This is a genomic window from Flavobacterium psychrolimnae, assembly GCF_003312425.1.
GTDB lineage: Bacteria > Bacteroidota > Bacteroidia > Flavobacteriales > Flavobacteriaceae > Flavobacterium > Flavobacterium psychrolimnae.
The window spans coordinates 198,372-221,250 of record NZ_QNUX01000005.1 but is presented as its reverse complement, the minus strand read 5'-3'; the positions used below and the strand labels follow the sequence as shown (position 1 = coordinate 221,250).

General features: G+C 34.8%; 17 protein-coding genes. 2 read left to right on the top strand and 15 right to left on the bottom strand.

Annotation, left to right across the window (positions count from 1 at the left end; translation table 11 throughout):
• Positions 1–30: 30 nt before the first annotated feature.
• The 5 genes from DR980_RS07460 to panB all read right to left on the bottom strand — a co-directional run bounded on the left by DR980_RS07460 (position 31) and on the right by panB (position 4,595).
• On the bottom strand, positions 31–819 hold the full coding sequence (locus DR980_RS07460) for a DUF2189 domain-containing protein (protein ID WP_113634596.1): 789 nt from the start codon (positions 817–819) through the stop codon (positions 31–33).
• A 20-nt stretch (positions 820–839) separates the two neighbouring features.
• Complete coding sequence (locus DR980_RS07455; protein ID WP_113634595.1) at positions 840–1,577, bottom strand: nitroreductase family protein; 738 nt, start codon at positions 1,575–1,577, stop codon at positions 840–842.
• Positions 1,568–2,896 (bottom strand): aldehyde dehydrogenase, encoded by a 1,329-nt coding sequence (locus tag DR980_RS07450; RefSeq protein ID WP_113634594.1) that lies wholly within the window; start codon positions 2,894–2,896, stop codon positions 1,568–1,570. The genes DR980_RS07455 and DR980_RS07450 overlap by 10 nt, the downstream gene beginning before the upstream one ends.
• A gap of 159 nt (positions 2,897–3,055) precedes the next feature.
• On the bottom strand, positions 3,056–3,745 hold the full coding sequence (locus DR980_RS07445) for an RluA family pseudouridine synthase (RefSeq protein ID WP_113634593.1): 690 nt from the start codon (positions 3,743–3,745) through the stop codon (positions 3,056–3,058).
• Positions 3,746–3,776: 31 nt separating this feature from the next.
• Entirely contained in the window at positions 3,777–4,595 is an 819-nt protein-coding gene (panB, locus tag DR980_RS07440) for a 3-methyl-2-oxobutanoate hydroxymethyltransferase (protein ID WP_113634592.1), read from the bottom strand.
• 101 nt (positions 4,596–4,696) lie between these two features.
• Between panB and DR980_RS07435 the strand changes: the two genes are divergently transcribed.
• The gene (locus DR980_RS07435; RefSeq protein ID WP_113634638.1) at positions 4,697–5,140 is read left to right on the top strand and encodes a Cif family virulence factor; all 444 of its coding nucleotides are present in this window, start codon (positions 4,697–4,699) and stop codon (positions 5,138–5,140) included.
• An 85-nt stretch (positions 5,141–5,225) separates the two neighbouring features.
• Here DR980_RS07435 and DR980_RS16330 read toward each other — a convergent pair whose 3' ends face one another.
• The gene (locus tag DR980_RS16330) at positions 5,226–5,396 is read right to left on the bottom strand and encodes a hypothetical protein (RefSeq protein ID WP_167400544.1); all 171 of its coding nucleotides are present in this window, start codon (positions 5,394–5,396) and stop codon (positions 5,226–5,228) included.
• Positions 5,397–5,480: 84 nt separating this feature from the next.
• Positions 5,481–6,908 (bottom strand): L-serine ammonia-lyase, encoded by a 1,428-nt coding sequence (locus DR980_RS07430; protein ID WP_113634591.1) that lies wholly within the window; start codon positions 6,906–6,908, stop codon positions 5,481–5,483.
• A gap of 238 nt (positions 6,909–7,146) precedes the next feature.
• Between DR980_RS07430 and DR980_RS07425 the strand changes: the two genes are divergently transcribed.
• Entirely contained in the window at positions 7,147–9,654 is a 2,508-nt protein-coding gene (locus tag DR980_RS07425; protein WP_113634590.1) for a M14 family metallopeptidase, read from the top strand.
• 74 nt (positions 9,655–9,728) lie between these two features.
• Here DR980_RS07425 and tamL read toward each other — a convergent pair whose 3' ends face one another.
• From tamL to DR980_RS07385, 8 genes are all read right to left on the bottom strand, one after another.
• The gene (gene tamL / locus DR980_RS07420) at positions 9,729–12,023 is read right to left on the bottom strand and encodes a translocation and assembly module lipoprotein TamL (protein ID WP_113634589.1); all 2,295 of its coding nucleotides are present in this window, start codon (positions 12,021–12,023) and stop codon (positions 9,729–9,731) included.
• Positions 12,016–17,019, bottom strand: coding sequence for a translocation/assembly module TamB domain-containing protein (locus DR980_RS07415; protein WP_113634588.1), 5,004 nt, complete (start codon positions 17,017–17,019; stop codon positions 12,016–12,018). Before DR980_RS07415 ends, tamL begins: the two co-directional genes overlap by 8 nt.
• 164 nt (positions 17,020–17,183) lie before the next feature.
• Positions 17,184–18,863 carry a Na/Pi cotransporter family protein gene (locus tag DR980_RS07410; protein ID WP_113634587.1) on the bottom strand — a complete coding sequence of 560 codons (1,680 nt, stop codon included), beginning with the start codon at positions 18,861–18,863 and terminating at the stop codon, positions 17,184–17,186.
• 165 nt (positions 18,864–19,028) lie between these two features.
• On the bottom strand, positions 19,029–19,838 hold the full coding sequence (locus DR980_RS07405; protein ID WP_113634586.1) for an NIPSNAP family protein: 810 nt from the start codon (positions 19,836–19,838) through the stop codon (positions 19,029–19,031).
• A 106-nt stretch (positions 19,839–19,944) separates the two neighbouring features.
• Entirely contained in the window at positions 19,945–21,075 is a 1,131-nt protein-coding gene (chrA, locus tag DR980_RS07400; RefSeq protein ID WP_113634585.1) for a chromate efflux transporter, read from the bottom strand.
• Between the two features lie 77 nt (positions 21,076–21,152).
• A complete protein-coding gene (locus DR980_RS07395; RefSeq protein ID WP_113634584.1) occupies positions 21,153–21,713 on the bottom strand; it encodes a helix-turn-helix domain-containing protein in 561 nt (186 codons plus the stop codon).
• A 106-nt stretch (positions 21,714–21,819) separates the two neighbouring features.
• Entirely contained in the window at positions 21,820–22,404 is a 585-nt protein-coding gene (locus DR980_RS07390; protein WP_113634583.1) for a cytochrome b/b6 domain-containing protein, read from the bottom strand.
• A 156-nt stretch (positions 22,405–22,560) separates the two neighbouring features.
• The gene (locus DR980_RS07385; protein WP_113634582.1) at positions 22,561–22,875 is read right to left on the bottom strand and encodes a hypothetical protein; all 315 of its coding nucleotides are present in this window, start codon (positions 22,873–22,875) and stop codon (positions 22,561–22,563) included.
• Positions 22,876–22,879: the final 4 nt, after the last annotated feature.

The window sequence follows — 22,879 nt, the reverse complement described above, 5'->3', positions numbered from 1 at the left end:
GTTTATATTCAAAAATGTAATTCTTAATTTTTATATTCTTTCTTGAAATTCAATTTCGCTTTCATTTTCAAAACCTACTATTTCACTGTAAATAGCATAGTATAAGGAGTACATAAATGGTAATGTGAAAAATAGCCCAATACAACATCCTATCAAACCTACCATCACTCCAATACTCGCAATAACTATTAATCCCAGCAGCATTAATGGTTGTTTAGAAACCAGTAGAATGCTAGTTTCTATTGCTTCTACCGCTTTCAAATTCCCAAAAATAATTAACGGAATCATTAATATCGTGAATAACGTGACAGTTACGGTTACAATAAAACCAAGTGCAGGTATTTGTGCAAAATTAATTATCGTAGAAATGATGGAACTAGTCATAGAAACCAAAAATGTTGCAATAAAAAGTTCCTTGAAATAGGGAGCTTTATAAAATTCAAACATAGTGGAGACATGAAATTCTTCATCTCTTTCGGCACAATAAGCCATTTTTATTAAGCCCGCAGTAAATGGACTAAATAAACTTGAGGTAAGCGCAGAAATTCCTGTAATTATAAGCAGCGTAGGTAAGGCCATTTCTTCCAGTTTTAAATTTTCTGGTTTTAAAAAATCTAAAACTGCTGGCGCACCAAACATTGCCATCACTATTCCAAATCCTAAAATACTAAGCAGAACGAAGAAGACGAAAATTATCAAACCGCCATACAGTGCAATCTTTTTATAATTTTCGAAAGCGTGATTGAAAACATTGCCAAAATCTAAATTGTAGCCATCTTGTTTTATTTCTGAAATTCTTTTTTGTGTAGTTTTATTCATTTGGTTTATATATTGATTAATTATATTTTAAAATAAGTTTCTTCAAAAGGTATTCGGAATCGTTCTCCATAAACACCATTTTCATCTCTAACACCACAGCCTAAAATCATATTGATTTCTGCGGAAGCCGGCAAATGTAATATATTTTTAATTCTCAGCGAATCAAAACCTTCCATGGGACACGTATCGTAATTGATTGCGGCCATACTGATCATAAAATTCTGCGCTGCGAGTCCTGCACTTTTGTGAGCAACAATACGCATGTCGCTTTGCCGCGCCTCTCTGTAAATAGGTTTGAATACTCCAATAACTTGAAAAATAACGAACTTTATCATTCCGATAATTCCTAAAAAATCAAAATATAGTGCCGGAATAATTTTCTGATAATAATTCAATGCAAATTTCTCTCTTTTGGAATATTCTGCTTCAGGCTTATTACCGTATTGATTTTTCAAATAATCAATATTCGATTGCACTCTCTTACGCCATAAATCCTTCCTTGTAACAACAACTACTAATTGCTGAGCTGTTTTAGCTGCGTTTTGGTCAAAACTGGCTTTGGCTATTTTTTCAATTATTTCAGGCGATATCACGTGATAAAATTCCCAAAGTTGCATATTACTGCTGGTGGGCGCCAAAGTCGCTAATTGAATACATTCTTTTACTTTTTCAGTATCAATAGCTTCATTTTTAAAAACCCGAACCGAGCGTCTGTATTTTATGGCTTCGCTTGCTGATTTTTCATTGGCTACATCCATTTTAACAGTTTTTGAATGGTTTTTAATTTGTCTTTATAGGGCGCATAACGCATTTGTAAATCTAACCAAGTTCCTTTTTTTACAAGCGATTTTTTATGAGAAAAAATATCAAAACTTAATTTTCCGTGATACGCACCCATTCCGGAATTTCCAACACCGCCAAAAGGAAGTCGATTATTTGCCAGATGAATTACGGTGTCATTAATACAACCGCCACCAAACGAATATTTATGGATGACTTCATCGATAAAAGATTTGTTTTGGGAAAATAAATAGAAGGATAATGGTTTTTCGAAGCTCGAAATTATTTTATCAATATCTGATTTAGTTTCGTAAGAGAGTATCGGAAGTATCGGCCCAAAAATTTCTTCGATCATAACCAGACTGTCCATTTTGGGTTCATCCAGTAAAGTAGGAGCGAGGTACAGCGAATCTCGGTTTGATTGTCCTCCAAAAAGTATTTTTTGATTTTCCAGCAAACTCAATTGGCGTTGCCAGTTTTTCAAGTTGATAATTCGGGCAAAATCCGGAGATTCTTCTGGATTTGTTCCCAATGCTTTTTCAATTTCCTGAATAAGAAATTTCACCAAAGTATCTTTCATTTTATGGTGTACCAAAATATAATCTGGAGCCACACAGGTTTGTCCGGCGTTTATGATTTTTCCCCAAACAATGCGTCGGGCACTTAATTCTAAATTGGCTGTTTCATCAACAATGCAAGGACTTTTCCCGCCTAATTCTAGCGTTACCGGCGTTAGATTTTCGGCTGCAGCCTTAGCTACTATTTTTCCAACGGCAACACTTCCCGTAAAAAAGATGTAATCCCAGCGTTTGCTTAACAAATTTGCTGCAATAGTGGCGTCTCCAGTAATTACGACAACATCTTTTACCGGAAAAGTTTCAGTGATTATTTTCGCTATAATATTCGACGTATTCGGTGTTAGTTCAGATGGTTTTAAAGTTACTTTATTCCCTGCGGCAACAGCGGCTACAAGTGGACATAAAGCCAATTGAAACGGATAATTCCAAGGCGAAAGGATTAAAACATTGCCATAAGGTTCACTGTAAACGTAATCAGAGGAAGGGAAATTTAAAAATGAAGGGAAAACCCTTTTTGGCTTCGCCCAAGAATCGATGTTTTTTATCGTCTCTTTTAAATCACTGATGACGTAATTAGTTTCAGTTAAAACTGCTTCAAAAGCTGGTTTTTTAAAATCATCATACAAAGCCTTAATAATTTCCTCTTCATGTTTTGTGATGACATGTAATAATTTTTTAAGAGATTCTTTTCGGTATTTTATGTCGGTTTTGTGATTCATGAGATAATTTTTAAATTAAAAATACATAATTATTAATTTACAGCAACTTTCTTTAGAAGCTAAAATAAAAAAAACAGGATTTTATTCCTGTTTTTCTATGGTATAAGTCTGAAAGTTATGTTTTTTGTTACCGGTTTTTGATAGATAAACTGCAAGATATTAGACTGCATTCCAAATCACATCATCGGGTGTTGGTGCGATAATTTCTATGCTTTCTTTGGTAACAGGATGTACAAAAACTAGTTTTCTAGCGTGCAAATGAATTCCTCCATCGGGATTGCTTCGATCAAAACCATATTTCAAATCGCCTTTTATGGGTGATCCAATAGCCGAAAGTTGAGCTCTGATTTGATGGTGTCTCCCGGTATGTAGATTAATTTCCAGAGCGAAATAATTGTTGAGTTCCTGAATGATTTTATAATCTAAACTAGCTAGTTTACTGTCAGGAACTTCTTTTAAATGCGCTTTTGACGTATTGTTTTTTTCGTTTCTTTTTATATAATGAACTAATTTATCTTCGGAATTCGAAGGTTTATTTTTGACAATACACCAATACGTTTTTTGAGTTTCACGGTTGCTAAACAATTCATTCATTCTCGTTAAGGCTTTGCTGGTTCGGGCAAAAACTACGATTCCGGTTGTAGGTCGGTCCAAACGATGTACGACTCCTAGAAACACTTCACCAGGTTTGTTGTATTTGTCTTTGATATATTCTTTCACCACATCAGACAGTGGTTTATCACCTGTTTTATCACCTTGTACAATATCGCCTACACGCTTGTTAACCACAATAAGATGGTTGTCTTCGTGAAGAATTTGCAGGTTATTTTTATTCGAAACTATTTTCATTTTTCAATTCCCCCTTTGGGGGTTAGGGGGCTTAATATTGTTCACTTGAATTAGGAAAATCACTTGATTTCACATCAGCAACATATTGACCGATGGCTGTTGTCATTCCTTCGTATAAATTCATGTATCTTCTTAAGAAACGCGGGCTAAATTCATTATTCATTCCTAACATGTCGTGAATAACTAAAACTTGTCCGTCAACACCGCCACCAGCACCAATACCAATTACCGGAATAGAAATACTTTGAGCCACTTTTTCGGCTAAATGTGCCGGAATTTTTTCCAAAACCAAAGCGAAACAGCCTAATCTTTCCAACAATTTGGCATCTTCAATTAGTTTATGTGCTTCTTCTTCTTCTTTGGCACGAACCGTATAGGTTCCAAATTTATAAATAGATTGCGGAGTTAAACCCAAATGTCCCATAACTGGAATTCCTGCGTTTAGTATTTTCTTGATAGAATCTTTAATTTCTTTTCCACCTTCCAGTTTTACAGCATGACCACCGCTTTCTTTCATAATTCGGATGGCAGAACGCAACGCTTCCTTTGGATCTGATTGATAACTTCCAAAAGGCAAATCCACAACAACCAATGCTCTTTCTATTGCTCTCACTACAGAAGAAGCGTGATAAATCATTTGGTCTAACGTAATTGGCAAAGTCGTTTCATGACCCGCCATCACATTCGAAGCAGAATCACCTACTAAGATCACATCAATTCCGGCGGTATCAACGATTTTTGCCATCGTGTAATCGTATGCAGTAAGCATGGAAATTTTCTCTCCATTAGCTTTCATTTCAATCAGTGATTTTGTAGTAATCCTTTTATAATCTTTTTTTGCGACAGACATATTTGTTATTTTAAGATTGTAAAGGTAATAAAATGTATATTTTTAACTCAAAAATGTAACAGTAATGTTACTTGCATTACCAATTAATTAAAAAAGTAATTATGCGTAAAATAGTAGTAATGATAGTATTGTTTACAACGGTGAATTCTCAAGCTCAAAATCAAGAAATTCAAAAGGTAATTGAAACTTTTTTTGAGGCTTTTCATGCCAAAGATACGCTAAAATTAAAGGCGCTTTGTGACGAAACAGTGATGTTACAGTCCATAAGTGAAAATGCAAAAGGAACTAAATTATCCAATGAAAACCCACAAGCTTTTTTTAAATCAATCGGTTCTATTCCTGCTGAAGTGAAGTTTCAGGAAAAAATTATCAGTTATTCTATTCAAGTAGATGGAAGCATGGCGCACGCTTGGACACCTTACGAGTTTTATGTAAATGGTAAATTAAGTCACAAAGGTGTGAATGCTTTTACACTTTTCAAAATAGATACACCCGAAAAATCTGGATGGAAAATCGTTCACCTGATTGATACTAGAAGAAAATAGTTTCACTTTTAATAAAATAATGAATTTTGTTTCATGAAAAGTGAAATGATTTCTGCTAATTTTTAAAAGAATTTAACAAGACAAATTAATACGTATCGTCATTCAAATCTGATTCTTTTTCATCAGCTTTTTTGTAATCATTGTTCAAGAAATGGGTGTACTTCTTTTTATCTTTTTGATTTTTTCTAATAAGAAATACAATCAAAATGACCACACAAATGATAACGATTCCAACTACTACCCAATTAATTTCCATTATTATTTATTTAGAATATTCACGAAATCTACTTCAAATTATTGAATATTGGACTTTCTGTATTTTAAATTTGTGTTATGAAATCTAGCAATCCGCCATGTTTACGGCAATCGCTAATCCGCCTTCGGAAGTTTCTTTGTACTTGTTATTCATGTCTTTGGCGGTTTGCCACATTGTGTCTACCACTTTGTCCAAAGGAACTTTTGCATTTTTCGGATCGGTTTCCAAGGCTAATTCTGCAGCATTAATCGCTTTTATGGCACCCATCGTATTTCTTTCAATACACGGAATCTGAACCAAACCGCCAATAGGATCACAAGTTAATCCCAAGTGGTGTTCCATTGCGATTTCGGCAGCCATTAAAACCTGTTCAGGAGTTCCGCCCATCAATTCGCATAAAGCAGCCGCCGCCATCGAGGAGGAAACGCCTATTTCGGCCTGACAACCACCCATTGCTGCTGAAATAGTAGAACCTTTCTTGAAAATACTTCCTATTTCACCGGCAACCATCAGGAATTGTTTGATTTCTTTTTCTCCGGCATTGTGGTTTTCAATTACTAAATAATACATCAAAACGGCAGGAATTACACCCGCACTTCCGTTTGTTGGAGCCGTAACCACACGTCCTAAGGCAGCGTTTACTTCGTTTACCGCTAGGGCAAAACAAGAAACCCATTTCAGGATTTGGCGAAATTTCACCTCCGTTTTTCTGATTTCTTCGAGCCAGGTTTGTGGCGAATCATAATTGGCTAAACCGATGAGGTTTTGGTGCATATCAAAAGCACGGCGACGCACGTTTAATCCGCCGGGAAGAATCCCTTCGGAATGGCAACCAATATACATGCACTCAAGCATGGTTTTCCAAATGCGCATCAATTCATGATCGATAACCGCTTCGGTACGCATCGATTTTTCGTTTTCATAAACGATTTCTGATATGGATTTATTCTCTTTTTTGCAAAAATCCAAAAGTTCAGCTGCTTTCTCAATTGGATAAGGAAAAGCAAATTTTATTTGTGTTTTCTTCTTGGCGTTGATGCGTTCTTCTTTGACTACAAATCCGCCACCAATTGAATAAAAGGTAGAAACGTATTCGCTTTCATCTGTCATGTACGCCGTAAAAGTCATTCCATTGGCATGAAAAGGAAGGAAGTTTTTATTGAAAACGATGTCTTGAAGGAAATAAAAAGGAATTGGTTTTTCGTTTCCTAAATTGATTTCGTTTTTTGATTCAATGGATTTGATAATGCCATCAATATTTTCGACAGGAATGTATTCCGGATCTTGCCCGCTTAAACCCAGCATTACGGCTAAATCTGTGGCGTGGCCTTTTCCGGTCAGGGAAAGTGAACCGTATAAATCTATTTTTACCCGATTTACAACAGAAAGTAAATTTTCATTTCTCAATTCACTAAGAAAGCGTTCTGCTGCTCTCCAAGGTCCAAGTGTGTGCGAACTCGAAGGTCCGACACCAATTTTTAGCATATCAAAAACTGAGATACATTCTTCCATTTGTTGTATGAATTTTGTTGTTTGCAAATATAATAGAATGTAGCAATGATACTAATCCAAAACGGAATAATATTGTTTTTTTAATAACGAAAGTTGCTGTATTGTTAGTATTCTTCAACAAAAAATGAATTAATAAAAAGTAGAGGTTTGGTAAAATCAATAATTCACTAATTCGAAATTAAGCTTGTGCAATACTTCGTAAATGGCTATTTTTGAAGCATAACTAACCCAAAACAATATGAAAAAGACTGTTTTTTCTTTTTATCTAATGCTAACTTTGGTGCTCAGTGTTCAGGCACAAGTGCAAAGTCCATCCCAGTTTTTACCCAATTACGGGAAACAAATAACCTATTACCATCAAGCCGAAAATTATTTTAAGCACCTTACTGAAAAGTCGAATTTAATCAAACACCAGAAATATGGAGTGACTCCGGAGCAAAGAGACTTGAATGTGTATTTTATTTCGAGTCCGGAGAATTTAGCTAATTTGGAACAAATTCGGAATAACAATTTAGCAGCAATTGGTTTGTCTCAAAATAAATCGCAAATGATTGGTGATAAGTTAATTGTATGGTTGAGTTTTAATGTTCACGGAAATGAATTTGCCGGAACCGAAAGTGCCATGACAGTAGCGTACGAGTTAGTAAATCCTTCGAATGCTGAAACCAAAAAGTGGTTAGAGAACACGATTGTAATCCTTGATCCGTGTATCAACCCAGACGGATATTCCAGATATGGGAATTGGTTACGAGAAATTTCAGGAAAAAAAACGCATCCTGATTTATCAGACAGAGAGCATATGGAAGTTTGGCCAGGTGGGAGATACAACCATTATATTTTTGATTTAAATAGAGATTGGGCTTGGCAAACGCAGCCGGAAACCCAGCAGCGTATAGCGTTGTACAACCAATGGATGCCTCAAGTTCATACGGATGTTCACGAAATGGGATACGATTCTCCGTATTTTTTCCCACCATCAGCGGAACCTTTGCACGAATACATTGAGAAATACCAGAAAGATTTTCACTACACTTTAGGTAAAAATATTTCCAAAAAATTTGATGCTCAAAATTGGATGTACAATACCGGTGAACGTTTTGATTTGTTTTATCCAAGTTATGGCGACACTTATCCTACGTATAATGGGGCGGTAGGAATGACGATGGAACAAGGTGGAATAGGCGCGGGGAGAGCTGTTACAATGAGTAATGGAATTACACTTACGATACAAGATCGATTAACACATCACGCAACGGCAGTCTTGACTGTGGTAGAATCAGCGGCGGCACAAGCGGATGTTTTGCTGAAAGGATTTAGAGGTTTTATGAATAATTCCCGAAAAACAGTGAAGGGAAATTATAAAATGTACGTGATGAAAAACAATCCGAAGTTGGTTCAAATGGCGGATTTATTGAAAAAAAATAATGTAGAATTCAGTTATGCCGATGCCAGTCAAAAAGCATCTGGATTTAATTATAATACCAAAACTGAGAAAAGTTTTACGATTGAACCAAATGATTTAATTGTAAAAGTAGACCAACAAAAAGCTGTTTTTGCGCAGGTACTTTTTGAACCAAATCAAAAGTTGAATGACAGTTTATCCTATGATATTACTTCTTGGGCATTGCCCTTGGCGTATGGAGTTGAAGGTTATGCGTTGAAAAATAGTTTGGCTATCAAAACTAAAGGGTCCATTGAAGTAAAAGAAAAAGGAATTCCACAAAATGTATATGCGTTTCATATTCCTTGGAATAACAGAATTTCTGCTCAGGTACTTTCGTTATTGCACCAAAATAATATCAAAGTTAGGTCGGCAATGAAAAAAGCTATTTTTGGCGATGTAATAGTGGAGCCGGGAGGTTTGATTGTCACCAAAGCCGATAATCCAAAAGTAGTAGATTTTGAAAAAACGATTGGCGAACTGATTAAAATAAAAACCGATTACAATTATATAGCTACAGGATTTTCATCGAATTCTAAAGATGTTGGTGGTGAAAATTTCAATTTACTAAAAGCACCAAAAGTCGTATTATTATCAGGAAAAGGAGTTGGTTCTACAGAGTTTGGCGCTGCTTGGTATTATATGGAAGAAACTATTGGATATCCAGTGAGTGTGGTTGAGGTAAGTAATTTTAACAGATTAAACCTATTCAATTATAACACGCTTATTATGGCTGATGGATATTATGATTTTTCAGAAGACCAACAAAAGAAAATAGGAGAATGGATTAAAAATGGCGGAAAAGTGATAGCGATGAACAGCGCACTGACTCTTTTTGAGGCTAAAGAAGGATATGCGTTGAGTCCTTTTGCAACTGAAGAAGATAAATTAAGTTCTGAAAAAGAAGCCGAAGAAGAAGAATTAAAAGAACGTTTTCTGGACTTTCAGGATTCAGAACGCAGGTATATTTCTAAATCGATTCCTGGTGCTATCATTGAAAATCTTCTGAATAAAACACATCCCATGTCTTTTGGTTTGGGTGATAAATATTTCAGTTTAAAAACAGATGACAGACATTATTCTTTGTTGAAGAAAGCAACTAATGTTGTTTATGTTCCTAAAGATTATAAAAGCTATGGTTTTGTTGGTAATGAAATCAAAAAGAAATTGAATAATACTGTAAGTTTTGCAGTTGAATCAAAAGGTGATGGTTCTGTAATTTATATGGTAGACAATCCATTATTCAGGGGATTCTGGGAAAATGGAAATTTATTGTTTAGCAATGCCTTATTCTTGGTAGACTAAAACGGGATTATATAGTATACAAAAAGAGCACGAAATCATCGTGCTCTTTTTTTGTTATTACTGTATCTGTTGTTTTAAAAAGGATATCCAATCGCTAAATTAAAAACTAAATTTTCCCTACGCCAAGGACCACTTCCAAAATCAATTTTATCTAAAACCCAACGATCGCCGTCCGGCAAATAGGGTTTTCTTAAAGGAAAGGCAAGATCTGTTCTTAGGATAAGGAAAGAGAAATCGAAACGCAATCCGGCTCCGGCACCAACAGCTATTTCATTAAGGAATTTTTTAGAGAATTTAGCTCCCGGTTTTTCCGTATTCTCATTCAACAACCAGATATTTCCCGCATCTATAAATAAAGCTCCTTTCACTAATCCGTAAATTTTAGCTCGGTATTCGGTATTGAATTCCAATTTTATATCACCAGATTGATCGGGCAAAAAAGCATTGGTATTCGTTGATGCGCCATCAAAACTTCCCGGTCCAATAGAACGTGCTCTAAAAGCTCTTAAACTATTGGTTCCACCAATGAAAAACTGCTTGATAAAAGGCAATTCGCGCGAGTTACCGTAAGCAAATCCTGCTCCTGCAATAACTCTGGTGGCAATTTGTGAATCTGGACCTAACCTGTAATAATGTCTAAAATCATTTTCAATTTTGATAAACTGGCTAAAAGGGACATCAAACAATTTAATGGTGTCGCCTTTTTGAATGTTTGCTCCCGAAGCTAATCCGGCAATATTTCCTGCCAAGTCAATAGTTCCTTTGTAATAAAAAGTATTTTTCTTTCTTCTTTGCAACGTATTGGTATACGTGTAGGAGTAGGTTGGACCAAAAATTAATTGTTTTTCAATTACTTTTTCTAATGATGGGTTTACATTGATTTGTTCTTGATACAATGGCGTTACATTTTGCGGACTCGCATACGTAATTTCAGTGATATTCAATAAATGTTCTTTCTGTTCACTCTCTTTCCATAAATATCCAAAAGAGCCTTTGAATGTTTGCAAGGAGTATAACTTGGTTCTGTTTTGAAACTCATATCCCAATGTTGCTTTTGTTTTTGGCACAAAACCACTTGGAGAATTGAGTTTGAAAGGAGCCACTAATCTTGGCCAAATTAAATTAGCCTCGGTTCCGAAGCGATAGACATTAAATCCATTATTTTGTCCGGAAACTTGTACTTCAATACCACCAAAGGCTGATATCGTAAGCAATTCAGCACCTCTGAAAGCATTTCTGTTGCTCCAGTTTAAATTGAGTTCGGTTCCTGTATAATTAGCGGAGTTTGTTTTAGCTAATAATTCCAGTCGGATTGATTTTTTTGGTAACGGCGTCAAATAATAGTAGGCATCAAGATAATTTCCTGTTGTATCTGAAACCCTAAATTGATTTTTTACAAATTTAAAAGTACCTAAATTAACCAATCGATTCAATGATAAGTTATGATCGGTTCTGTTGTATAAATCTTCTTTTTTGAAATACAGTGCACGGTCAAAAATACGCGGTTTGAATAAGTTCTCAGGATCAATAATCGTTAAATCATTGTACTTCTGGATAGAATCCATGTTGTTTTTTACACTGTCAATCCCAATAGAATAATTAGGATAAACAATAATTTTATTGATCTTGTATGGTGTCTCTGCCAGAGATGGAGTTTCCTCTTTAACTTTTACAATTAAATCCACTTGATGATCCGCAACGGTACTATCAACCTGCACTTTTAGATAATCGGGGTTAAAATAGAAAAAACCTTTTTCTTTTAATCGGGCATCAATACGAACTCTCTCTTCTTTGATGGCATCAAGGCTGTATCCTTCCTCTTTTTTTAGCAAACTTCTGCGTCTTGTATTACGAACGGCTGTCGAAATAATGGAAGAATCCGTGGGGAATTTAACTTCTCTGATTTTATATTGTTTTGCCGGATTTACCAGATATTCAGCACTTGCTTTTTTTCCTTTTCGTGTAGAATCCGCTGTGGTTTTTGTATTGAAATAACCGCTGTTTTCAGAGAAATTTTGTAAAACACTTTTGTTGTATTCTAAATCTACTGTACTATAAAAAACTGGCGGTTCGCCTACTTTATTTTTCAACCAGTAACGCCATCCTTTTTCTTTCTTTGGCGTCCCAGCCAAATTGTAAATGTACAGTTTTGGTTTTAACCCAAGAATTGAAGAGTTGGGTTTGGGTCTCACAATTTCCTGTAATTGGTTTTTTAGCGCTTTGTTTTCTTTCTTGGAGGTTTGTTTTCCTTCCACTTTTACTTTTGCGCCTGTATACAATAATTCTCCTTCCGGCAAATACTTGGTATTGCTGCACGAGGAAATAAACAATCCTAAAAAAAGAAAGTATAATAAAGGAGTTTTATTCATCTGATTTATTTTTTAATTCTTTTTTTGCTTTTTGCTTTGCTTTTTTCGCTTCACTTTTTGCGTATAGTTCCTTAAACTTGTTGTAATTCATTGTGATAACAAAGGCGACCCCAGTTTCAACGACTTCTCCCTGAAGTGCGACTTGATATTTATTGACACGATATACCCTGATTTTATACCGTCCATCTTTAGAAAGTTGATAATCCAGCGAAACATCACCTGCAATATTATTTGCGTTCTGATTGGTTTGCTGTGGTCCCTCGATTCCAAAACTGCTTCCAACAGTAACTTTCAATCGGTCATTCAGTAATTTCTTTGAAATCCCAACATTCAAGTCGGTTTTGTTCTCGCGCTGACCGGTCGTATAATCGTCAGAAGTATTCAAATCAAAATTAAGTTCTACGCCTTCAATTAAATCTCCTGCCAAATTATTAAGCTGTTGTGATAAAATTTTACTCGCACTTTCTCTCGCTAATGATGAAACATTTGTTCCTCCGGTTTCACTGGCAAATGGGTTTTCTCCGACAAAACGGTTCAATAACAACAAGGCAAAAACCTGCTTGTTCATTTCATCCTGTTGCTGACGCAATTGAGTCAATTTAGCCTGTGTAGTATTAATAATTTCGGTTGAAACACTGTTATTTCCTTCCGGTAAAACAATGTCAAACGAGATTGTAGGTTTCATTAATTCTCCTGTCATTTTCAGACGGGTTTCAAACGGAATTCTTTGTTTGTATGTATTTCTTATTTCGGCAGTAACGGCTCCTAATTGGTCATTTACTAAATCGATTGGAGCGGCTTCCGTTTTATAAATTGCTGTGATATTGATGTCAGCGCTTGTTGGTTCTCCAGTCCACAAAATATAACTTCCAGATTTGATATCAAATTTCCTTTTGATTCCATTAAAATTCATCTCATAACTTCCCTCAGACAATTCATATCTTCCAGTCAGCGTGGTTTTTCCTGACGGATCAATTCCTCCATTCAATTGCGCTTCTCCTTTTAATTTTAAGAAATCTCCGCTTGCTTTATCAATGTTTAAAGAAAGTTCAGCCTCTTTATCGATTTCAATATTAACAGAGGCATTGATTCCTTTTATCTCCATTTCACTACTGATTTCATCAAGTGCAAGGGTGCCTAAAATTTGTGGATTGTCTTGGTCAATGAATTCTACAATTCCTTCTCTGTCTGCTATTGACGGATCAGATTGTGGTAAAACAACAGTAAATTTAGTGTCTTTATTAATTTTGATATTTCCTTCTACGATAGGATTGTCTATCGTTCCGCTTACTTTTAAATGGTTGTCCAGAAACAGTTGACCATAATATAAATCATTGTCTTTCGCTTCCGAATTGACCGCTTGAAAATTATCTGCATCAATAGATAAATCAAATCCAAAATTGCTGAAATTACTACTGTTAATCGCTCCGTTTATCACTAAATCATTGTCTTTCTCGTCTTTTATAGTAAACGTGTCAAAAAGGATTGCATTTTCGGTAAAGGTGATTTTATCATTCAAAGACTTAAATTTGGCATTAAGTTGCGTGGCTTTGAATCCAATCTCATTGAATTGTAATTCTCCAATAACTTTTGGTTGCGTTGTATTTCCGGTAATCTTGAAATTCCCTGTTAAAAATCCGGTGCTTTCCGTAATGTTATCTAATGTAAAGCCTTGGATACTTTTCAAATTCAATTTGTCGATGTCCAAATTCATATCAAAGCGGCTTTCATTCGCTTTGTAAAATCCTTCTAAATTCACTTGATTTCCTTGCCCGGTAATGGCAACTTTCGCATCATATTGATTTGCAATCGCATTATTGACTTTGATGCTGATGTTTCCAACGGTGTCTTTTTTGAAAGTGAAATTTTCAATGTTCAAATCCGAAGTGAAAAGCGGTGTTTTAGTGATGTTTTTTACAGTTGCATTTCCATTTATTTTTCCACTTAACTGTAAATCTTTTTTCTCCACAAAACTGGTAATCGTATTGATGTCAAAATCCTTAAAATCAATTGCAATTGGAGCATTTTGATTATCCGTTTCGGACTGGATTTTGATGTTACTTCCATCTTTACTCAACTCGAAATTATCGATATAAATTCCTTTTGCGCCAAAGCGAATCAGATTGTCTTGTGCAATTTTCCAAGATTCATAGTTCAATAATAAATTGTCCGGACCAAGACTTACTTCGTTATTTCCATTGGTTGCCTTTAATGTACCAGCAATTAAATAACGCTCTACATCTTTTGCATCTTTCAATTGCAAGATATAATCTACCAGATTTTTCTCCACTTTTCCAGTGATACTGGTATGTGGCAATTGAATTTGTTTGTTTTGAATGTCGTCTACTATAAAGCTATACAGCAGCGCTTTGTCTTGAGTGTCAACTTTTAAAGTCGCATTTGTAATTGTATTGGCTCCGTAAACTAATTTTGGAATCGAACCATTCAAAACAATGGAATCGTTAACCGAATTATATTTCCCTGTTATATTTATTGGTTCCAGACTTTTCAGTTCAGGAATAAGTTTCAATATAATAGGATTGTCTTTTACACTAACTTTAAAATCAAATTGCTGATTTTCAACCGCTATTTTTTTCGAATTTGGGTTACTGTCATAATATGTCGCAATAGAATTCTTTAGTGCATTTGCAATTTTTGATAACTTATATTTTCCATTAACTTCTGCATCTAAAAATGGAGAATTTACTAATAAAGTGTTTTTTTCAGGAGTTGCTGTTGCTACAACATTTATGGAATCAATTACAAATTGTTCCTTGGCATTGACCACATTTATGCTATGTGCATTGACGGTACCGTTGAGATAATCTAAATCAGCCGATTGAATATCAGCATCTACAACGCCTCTAATTTTTAAAGGTCCGGCATGCAGATTCAGTTTTTCTAAATCGGCGATATCTACATTCAGTTTTAATTTTCCGGAAGGATATTTGTCTTTGAAACTACCGCTGCTCACTAAATCAAAAGTCAAATTAGGATCTTTTGCAACAGCAGTTGCATTAAATCTTCCATTTCGAATGGCTCCTTTTACATTCAGATTTTTGTATGTGTATTTGTTGTAATATGCTTTTAAAATACTTCCGTTTAACGAAGCTGTTGCGGTTTTTGGATTAAAACCAGTTCCTTTTATATTGGCTTTTAATGTTACTTTTCCAATCGAATCGTTTTTGATAAATTTTCCTAAATCAAAATTAGTAAACTCCGTTTGGGCATCGTATTTCTCGTAATTTTTTCTGCGTTGATCGAATGCTGCTTTGATTTTTGCATTTCCAAAACTGCTGACCAAATTCAAATTAGTATTGAAATTAGCAACCGTTCCTTTAAATGTTCCTTTTGCGTTTAATTTTGAAGGCAACTGAATCGTATTTGGAATTGTCCCTTTTGGTAAAAAACCAACAAAATCCTTTGCGCCAGTTTGAAGGTTTTTGATATTTAAGTCGAAATAAGCTTTGGTCATATCCGGTAATCCTACAATGCTTCCGCTTGCCACTAATTTTGTAGTTCCAATGCCGCTAATCTCAATAGACGGAAATATGATGTTATTCAGTTTTCCTTTGATGGAGCCATTTAGCAACATTATGGCATTAGGATAGCTCATGAAAGGATTAGTTTTGTTCAAAGTCGGGGCAAAAAGTAAAATGTCTTTAATTGCAATTTTACTTTTCTTTAATGAGGCGATAAGGCCTAGTTCGCCTGGATTTGCTGCCAATGAAGCGATGGATGGATACCCAATTCTGATTTCATCCCTCAATTCCGTTTGTGGAGTTTTTAAATATAATTTCTTGAAAAAGGCATTTTTCTTTCCATAAAAAAACTCAGTAGTTAAGGATTGAATGTTCAAACCGCTTTTGTCTTTAATGCTCAGGGAATTGACCTCTCCGGATATGTTTTCGGGATTGTAATTGAGGAAATCTACTTGTAAATTTAAATTGGTAAGATTCAAATGGTTGTAATCAATTCCTTGTTGGGTAGCAGCAACATTATTATTGTCGTAACGGAAATTAACACGTTTGAATTCCGTCGTCTTTATTTTGACTTCCCAATTGCTGGATTCGGTATTTGCAGTTTCTTTTTTTGGTTTTAATTTATCTAATTTTCCAAGTGTTAAAGCACCTTCAACACCCGTTAAATCAACACTCTCCACGATGGCAAATTGATTGTTTAAATCAATTTTGTCAATTTTGGCAAGCAATTTTTTAATATAGAAATTAGTCTCTAGTTTGGTTTCTTCACTTTGGTAATCAACATCAATTTTTGCCAAATCAATCTCACCCAATTTTAATTTTAGGATGGATTCCGACTCGTTTTTTATAACTGCAGCTTTGGTTGCATTAGAAATTTGAACGATGCCTTGTTGTAATCTGAACTTTAATCCATTAATTTTTGCTTTCGGAATTTCAAAGTTCATTTTGTCTAAATCGAAAGTTTTGATATTGGTTTCAAAGTGATTTAGATTGGCGTACAGATTGTTTTTTGTAACAAAATCATTGTATTTAAATTGGATTCGGTCCAGTTTGATTTTTTCTACGGAAAATTGCATCGGTGGCGAATCTGTTTTTTGTTTCTCAGGCGATGCAAATGCGTCTATGATGTAGTCAAAATTAAAAACAGCTTTTGAATCTCTATTTAAGTGAGCCGTAATTCCTTCTAAATGAACAGAGTTGATTTCGACTTTGTTATTCATTAATTGGAGTAAACTAATATCAACCGAAAGTTTTTCTCCTGCAAAAAGGGTATCTTTTTTTTGATCTTCAAAATAAACACCTTCAAGAATGACTTTTTTGGGAAGACCAATTTCTATACGTTTAATGGTAACTTTAGTTTTAATTTTTCCTTCCAGATACGTTACCGCTTTATCTTTAGCGTAATTTTGAACCGATGGAATTTGAATGGCTACAACTAATAGTAAGAACAACAGAAGTATAGATCCTATTATCCAAAGGAAAACTTTTAAACTTATCTTTAAGTATTTTTTCAAATGATGTGTTTTTTTAGCTAAAAATAACCAATTAAATCAGAATTCAATTTCAATCCTAAAAGGAATTACCTGCAAAGGTCGAAAATTGAAAGTAAAATACATTATAAAATACAAAAATAAAGTTGTAAAATTTTTCGGAAAAATTTTCAATTTTTTTGTAAATTTTAGGTTTTATAAATAGGGATTTCATTGAAATTTTGAGCGTTTTTTTCGTCTAATAAAACATCTTTCACGGCCATTAGCATTGCTTTATTTGATGTGAAAAGTTCCCTGTTAAAATTGATAACAGTTGTAATGTCAATACTTTCAATGGTTGTCAGTTGTACTTCCGTATAAAATGTATTTAATGCTGTTGTATAATTTTTTTGAATCGTGTCAAAAAGCATTTCTAATTCTTCAAAATTAGTAAGTCCTTTTTTAATCAGAAACGCATTTAATTTGGCATATAAATTTTGCGTTTCATTTTTATGATGGAGGAAAAACTGGTATTTGATATCTTTAGAAGAGTGACTCAGGTTGGTAATATTTGTGCCTATATCTTTCACGCTTTTTACGGCATGCATGGAACTTCGTGCCGCCGAAATTAATTGGCTGAGTTCTGAGTTTTGTTCACTGTTTAATTTGGTCCTTAATTTCAAATAGAAAGCCTGCATTTCCCCTTGTAACTGTTTCAGGAATTCGTATTTTTCCTCGATGGATTTTGTTTCAAAATTATTTTTTTTATTGATTTCAACGTAATCACTTTGTTTTAAAGCAATTGTATCAATTTTGAATAATTCCAGATTGAAAAGCATCGAGTTGTGAATGAAATAATTAGTTTCTCTTCGGAATAAATCAAGCGCCGTTACAGGTTCTGCAATTGATGCGTGACCAATAAAAGCCGCAGAATTGCCATCAGTATTTTTAAAAAAACGTTCTAGAAATTTAGTAAAAATATCAAGAACTGGAAGAAAAAGTATTATAGCCAGTAAGTTAATCAGACTCGAAAATGTAACCAATCCTATCAGCGGATCTTTGATTTTTATGAGGTCAGTAATCAACAGCAGAATAGGTTTTAGCAATACAAAAGCAATGGCAGTGATGAAAATATTAAACAATAAATTGCCTAAAGCGACGCGTTTTTTTGATGCGTTGCCTCCAATTGCACTTACAAGAATTTTAATGATCGTCCCGGTTTCTCCGCCCAATACAATTGCGGCTGCCATAGGAAATCCTATTGCTCCGGCATTCAACGCACTTAATGTGAGCGCCATGGTTACGGAACTTGATTGAACGATGAGCGTAATCAAAAAACCAATAATAAGAAAAACGATTAGCGGCATGGAAGCATATTGCGAGAAATCAAAGTGTTGTACCTGAGTCTCCATGGCGGTTTTCATAAAGGAAAGTCCGATGAACATTAAGCCAAATCCCAAAAGAAAATAAGAAATGTATTTGAATTTTTTGCGGTTACCAAGCAAAATAAGTAAAAAACCACCCACACAAACGGCCGGATAAGCAATAACTTCAATATCAGTTTTAAAACCTAAAGTAGCCACCAGCCAACTGGCAATTGTTGTTCCTAAATTAGCACCAAGTATGATGGCCATTGCATTTTTCATCGTAAAAACACCCGCACCTACAAACGCTAAAACCATTAACGAAACCATCGAACTGCTTTGAAGTATGCCCGTAATTATAGTTCCGCCTGCAACGGCGCCAATATTGTTTTTTGTAATGCGTTGCAAAAATAGTTTGAAACTTCGGCCGGAGAGATTTTTCAGAGATTCTTCTACCAAATACATGGCGAAAAGAAATAATCCTACGCCTGCAGCAAGTTTTAGTATCGTGTTGAGTGTTTCCATAGCTTAAATTGGTATTAAAGATACTTAAATTTACCAGTAATACCTTTGTAAAGTTTCGACTTCATTCGTTACAAATTAGCACTTGGATTATTGCTTTAAACAAAAAACTACAACTTTTAGGGTTGCAGTTTTAATAACTTACGATTGAAATTTGGTCTTGTAGAACTAATAATCAGAATAATCTGTTGGGTATAAAAAAGTAATGTCGATGTGCGAAATATTATTTTTATACTTTTCCATAGCTATTAATCCTTTCCATTCCGGCGAATCTACAAATGATTTCCAATGTGCATCTCGACTTTGCTGGTCAGCAAAAGTGGTCATATACATTAAGTTTGGCATTTTGGCTCCTGAAATCACTTCGCCATAAAAAACTGCGTTGAATCCAAGACGTTCGAAGAGTTTTATTTCTCCACCGGCATTAAACATATCTACTTTATTGAGGTAAATCGCTTCGGTTGCTGATTCGTAACTTCTCAATTCATAAACACGACTGGATCTAGTGCTGTTCAGTGCTGGTTTTGTCAAGAAAGGATGATCTGAAAAAGCTTTTAATAAAACAGATTCCATTCGCATATAAGGCGCTTGTTTGTAAGTAGCCTTCAAATAATCAGCTCCAGCAGTTAAATAGGTTTTGTCCTTGGCTAGTTTTTCGTCAAGTTTCAGAAATTGATCCAAAGAGGAAAATGGAATTATTACGATAATTTTTTTCAGGGTGTCTGTGGCATTTGGTTTTGGTTTAAAAACACCAATATTTTTGATTCCCAGTTTTTTCAATCCAGGTAAATATGCTTCTTTTAAATACGCATCAGTGGTTTGTTCTTGTTGTTCGGTTTTGAGGATATAGGTTTTAATTTGGTAAAACTCTCTTGATTTTAGCGTAAGTGATGCAGCAATTGAATCCTTTGGAGCCCATTTAAAACTGGTTATGCTAAAAATGATCAACAGTGCAAAAAATAATTTGGTTAATTTCATTCTTGGTTTTTTGGTTTGATAGTTTATTTATTCATCTATAAAAGTATAAAAAAAAAACACAACTTTATGGTTGGCAATTACTTGGGAAGCGAATTAATTTTTATTTTTAAAGAAGAGTCAGCATATAACCCAAAATGGAACTGCCCAAAACGATAAATGCACTATTAATTTTTTTGAAACCAAAAGTAATGGCGAGGCTTATTATAGCGATTAAAATGGTGCGCCAATCTGTAACGGTATCTTTTCCCATGGCGTAACAAACCGAAATTATGATAGCCACAGAAGCTACATTAACCGCATCGAGAAATGCTGAAAAGGGTTTTGAGTCTCTCATTTTCTTTACCAATGGATTGAGTAATGCGACAAATACAAAAGAGGGCAAAAAAATGGCAATTGTAGAAACTACGGCGCCGGACAAACCGTTGATTTGGTATCCTATAAATGTCACCGAAGAAAAAACTGGACCTGGTGTAAATTGTCCCACAGCAATGGCATCGATTAATTGTTGTCTGGTGAGCAGTCCGGTGGCCACGAGTTCAGCATCGAGAAAAGCAAAAAGTACATAACCACTTCCGTAAAGTAACGCACCAATTTTCAAGAAAATCCAAAACAAATTCATGTTGGTGGCAGTCAAAACTGTTGTGGTGGAAACCTGCATCAGCGTTAAGGGTAGAAAAACAGTGGTGCTTTTCAACCTTTCATTTCGAACGATATACCAAAGTAAAGCAAAAAATCCCGCTCCAAACATCAAATAAATTTCATTGAAGTCTAGCAAAGACAGCAGTAACACAACAATTCCTATTACAGCTAATGTTATTGATTTCAGTGATTTCTTGGCCAAAGGATAAACGGCAGCCAGAATCACTGCAATAATCGCGGGCTTTATGCCATAAATAAAAGGTTGAATTTCCGGTAATTGTCCATATTGTTTGTATCCCCATGCAAAAAATCCGGTAATGAAAACCGCTGGCAGAATAAAACAAAGACCGGCTACAATCAGACCTTTCCAACCACCGCGTTCATGACCAATATGTATAGCCATTTCTGTACTGTTGGGTCCCGGAATTAAATTTGTGGCACCAATAAGGTCTAAAAAATGTTGTTCGGTAAGCCATTTTCGTTTGGAAACTACCTCTTGCTGCATCATTGCAATATGTGCCGCCGGACCACCAAAAGCAGTAAATCCTAACTTTAGGAACACCTTGGCGATTTCTTTTATTTCAGAATTAGGATGCATTTTTTAGAATCTTTTTTGTTAAAGGAAATGCAATAGCAAGGTCGCATTTGGTTTAAGAGATGCTGAAATGTCTTTTATTAAATATTTTGAATGGTTATTCTTCTTTTTTCTTTTAATCGTTTAAAATGCGAAGGAGTCAATCCGGTTGCTTTTTTAAACTGATTTGACAAATGGGAAACACTGCTGTAATGCAGTTTGAAAGCTATGGCAGAAAGAGTAAGTTCTTCCAGAAGAATCAGTTCTTTTATTCGTTCCACTTTCAGTGAAATGACATATTGTTCGATTGTACTGGCTTCTACTTCAGAGAAAAAGTTGGCCAGATACGTATAACTGTGATTTAATTTTTCGCTTAATAAAACGGAGAATTTGATGACTGGTTTTTCATCGGAGTTGTAAACATAATCAATAATTACAGTTCGGATTTTCTCAATCAGAATGCCTTGTTTTTTTTCTAATAATTCTAATCCTGCTTTTTTGATTTTGCTGTTCAGTTTCTTTTTTTGGCTTTCTGTAAGCACTTCTTTGACTTCAACCTCGCCAAGTTCTATCTTTATTGGTGAGATATCGAGCTCTTCCAAAGCTTCTTTTAAAAAGATTTTACAACTTTCGCACGCCATGTTTTTGACATAGATTTTCATAAACCAATTTTTACTTTAATTATTTTGGATTCAACAGTTTGCAACCAATTTACTTTTTTATATGATTCAGCTTGCGTTAAAATTTACTACTAAAAGCTTTCTGTTTTTAATTCTCTTCTGACTTCGTTGGTCCACTTATAATTCTAGAAATTAATCCTTTTTGGGTCGTTAATTCAGAGAAGAAAACACCCGATAAGTGAATCACGATAAATGCCAATAAATAATAAATAGAAAGGACGTGAATTTCTTCCATCGGTTCTTTTAGATTTTTTGGACCTAAAACAATAATTAAACCGGTAATCAATGAAATAGCGACACAAACATAAAAAACTAAATACGTCCAGTACTGGAACTTTTCTTTAATTCCCAAATCTTTGTTGAACGGATTGGAGAATTTCATTTGTCCAAAAAATGGAAGCGCAATCCGAATACTATACAAACCTACCAAAGCATAACCAATATAAATATGCCAGTCCCACATGGGTTTTCTTATTTTTTTGGCAAGCGTAATGAGTTGGTCTTGCGTCAACTTTTGATCTGTAGTCGCTAAATAGTCTTGAATGATTAACGCAACATTATTTTTATTCATCCACGTCAAACGTAGAAAAATCGTGACAAGCAATAAAGTCATGCAAATGGCGATTGACCAATGCATTATTCTGTAAATGGTGGAGTATTCTCTGTTTTTCATGATTTTTGAATGCTAATAACGTTACGCTTTCTATTCTTATTTGATTTGAAATGCGAAAATGATTCTAATATCCCGAGATTTTTTAAGCCGTCACAAAGCCTTCGCTCGTTGGAAAAACACGCAAGGCTCTTAGTATAATGAAAAGATAATTCTTTGCTATTTCAGCACACGCACGGTCATGTGATTAACGCCTGAAATTTTAAAAATATCTCCTTTCACTTGTATGGTTTCTCCAGTTGAAACCTGTCTGTATTGTGTTGGTTCTAATAAATTGACGCGACTGATAGTCACCAAATAAATTGAATTTTCGGTTGTTGCTAATTTGGCGGTATAGCCATCTTTGCCCACTACGATTTCCTGCACTTTTCCGGTAGTGAATTCAGTGGTGTTTGCGTTTAGCAACGGACTGCAACTTACAGCCAGTGCCAATACGATTAATAAGCAGCTGGCAATTTTTAAAAATTGTTTCATAAAT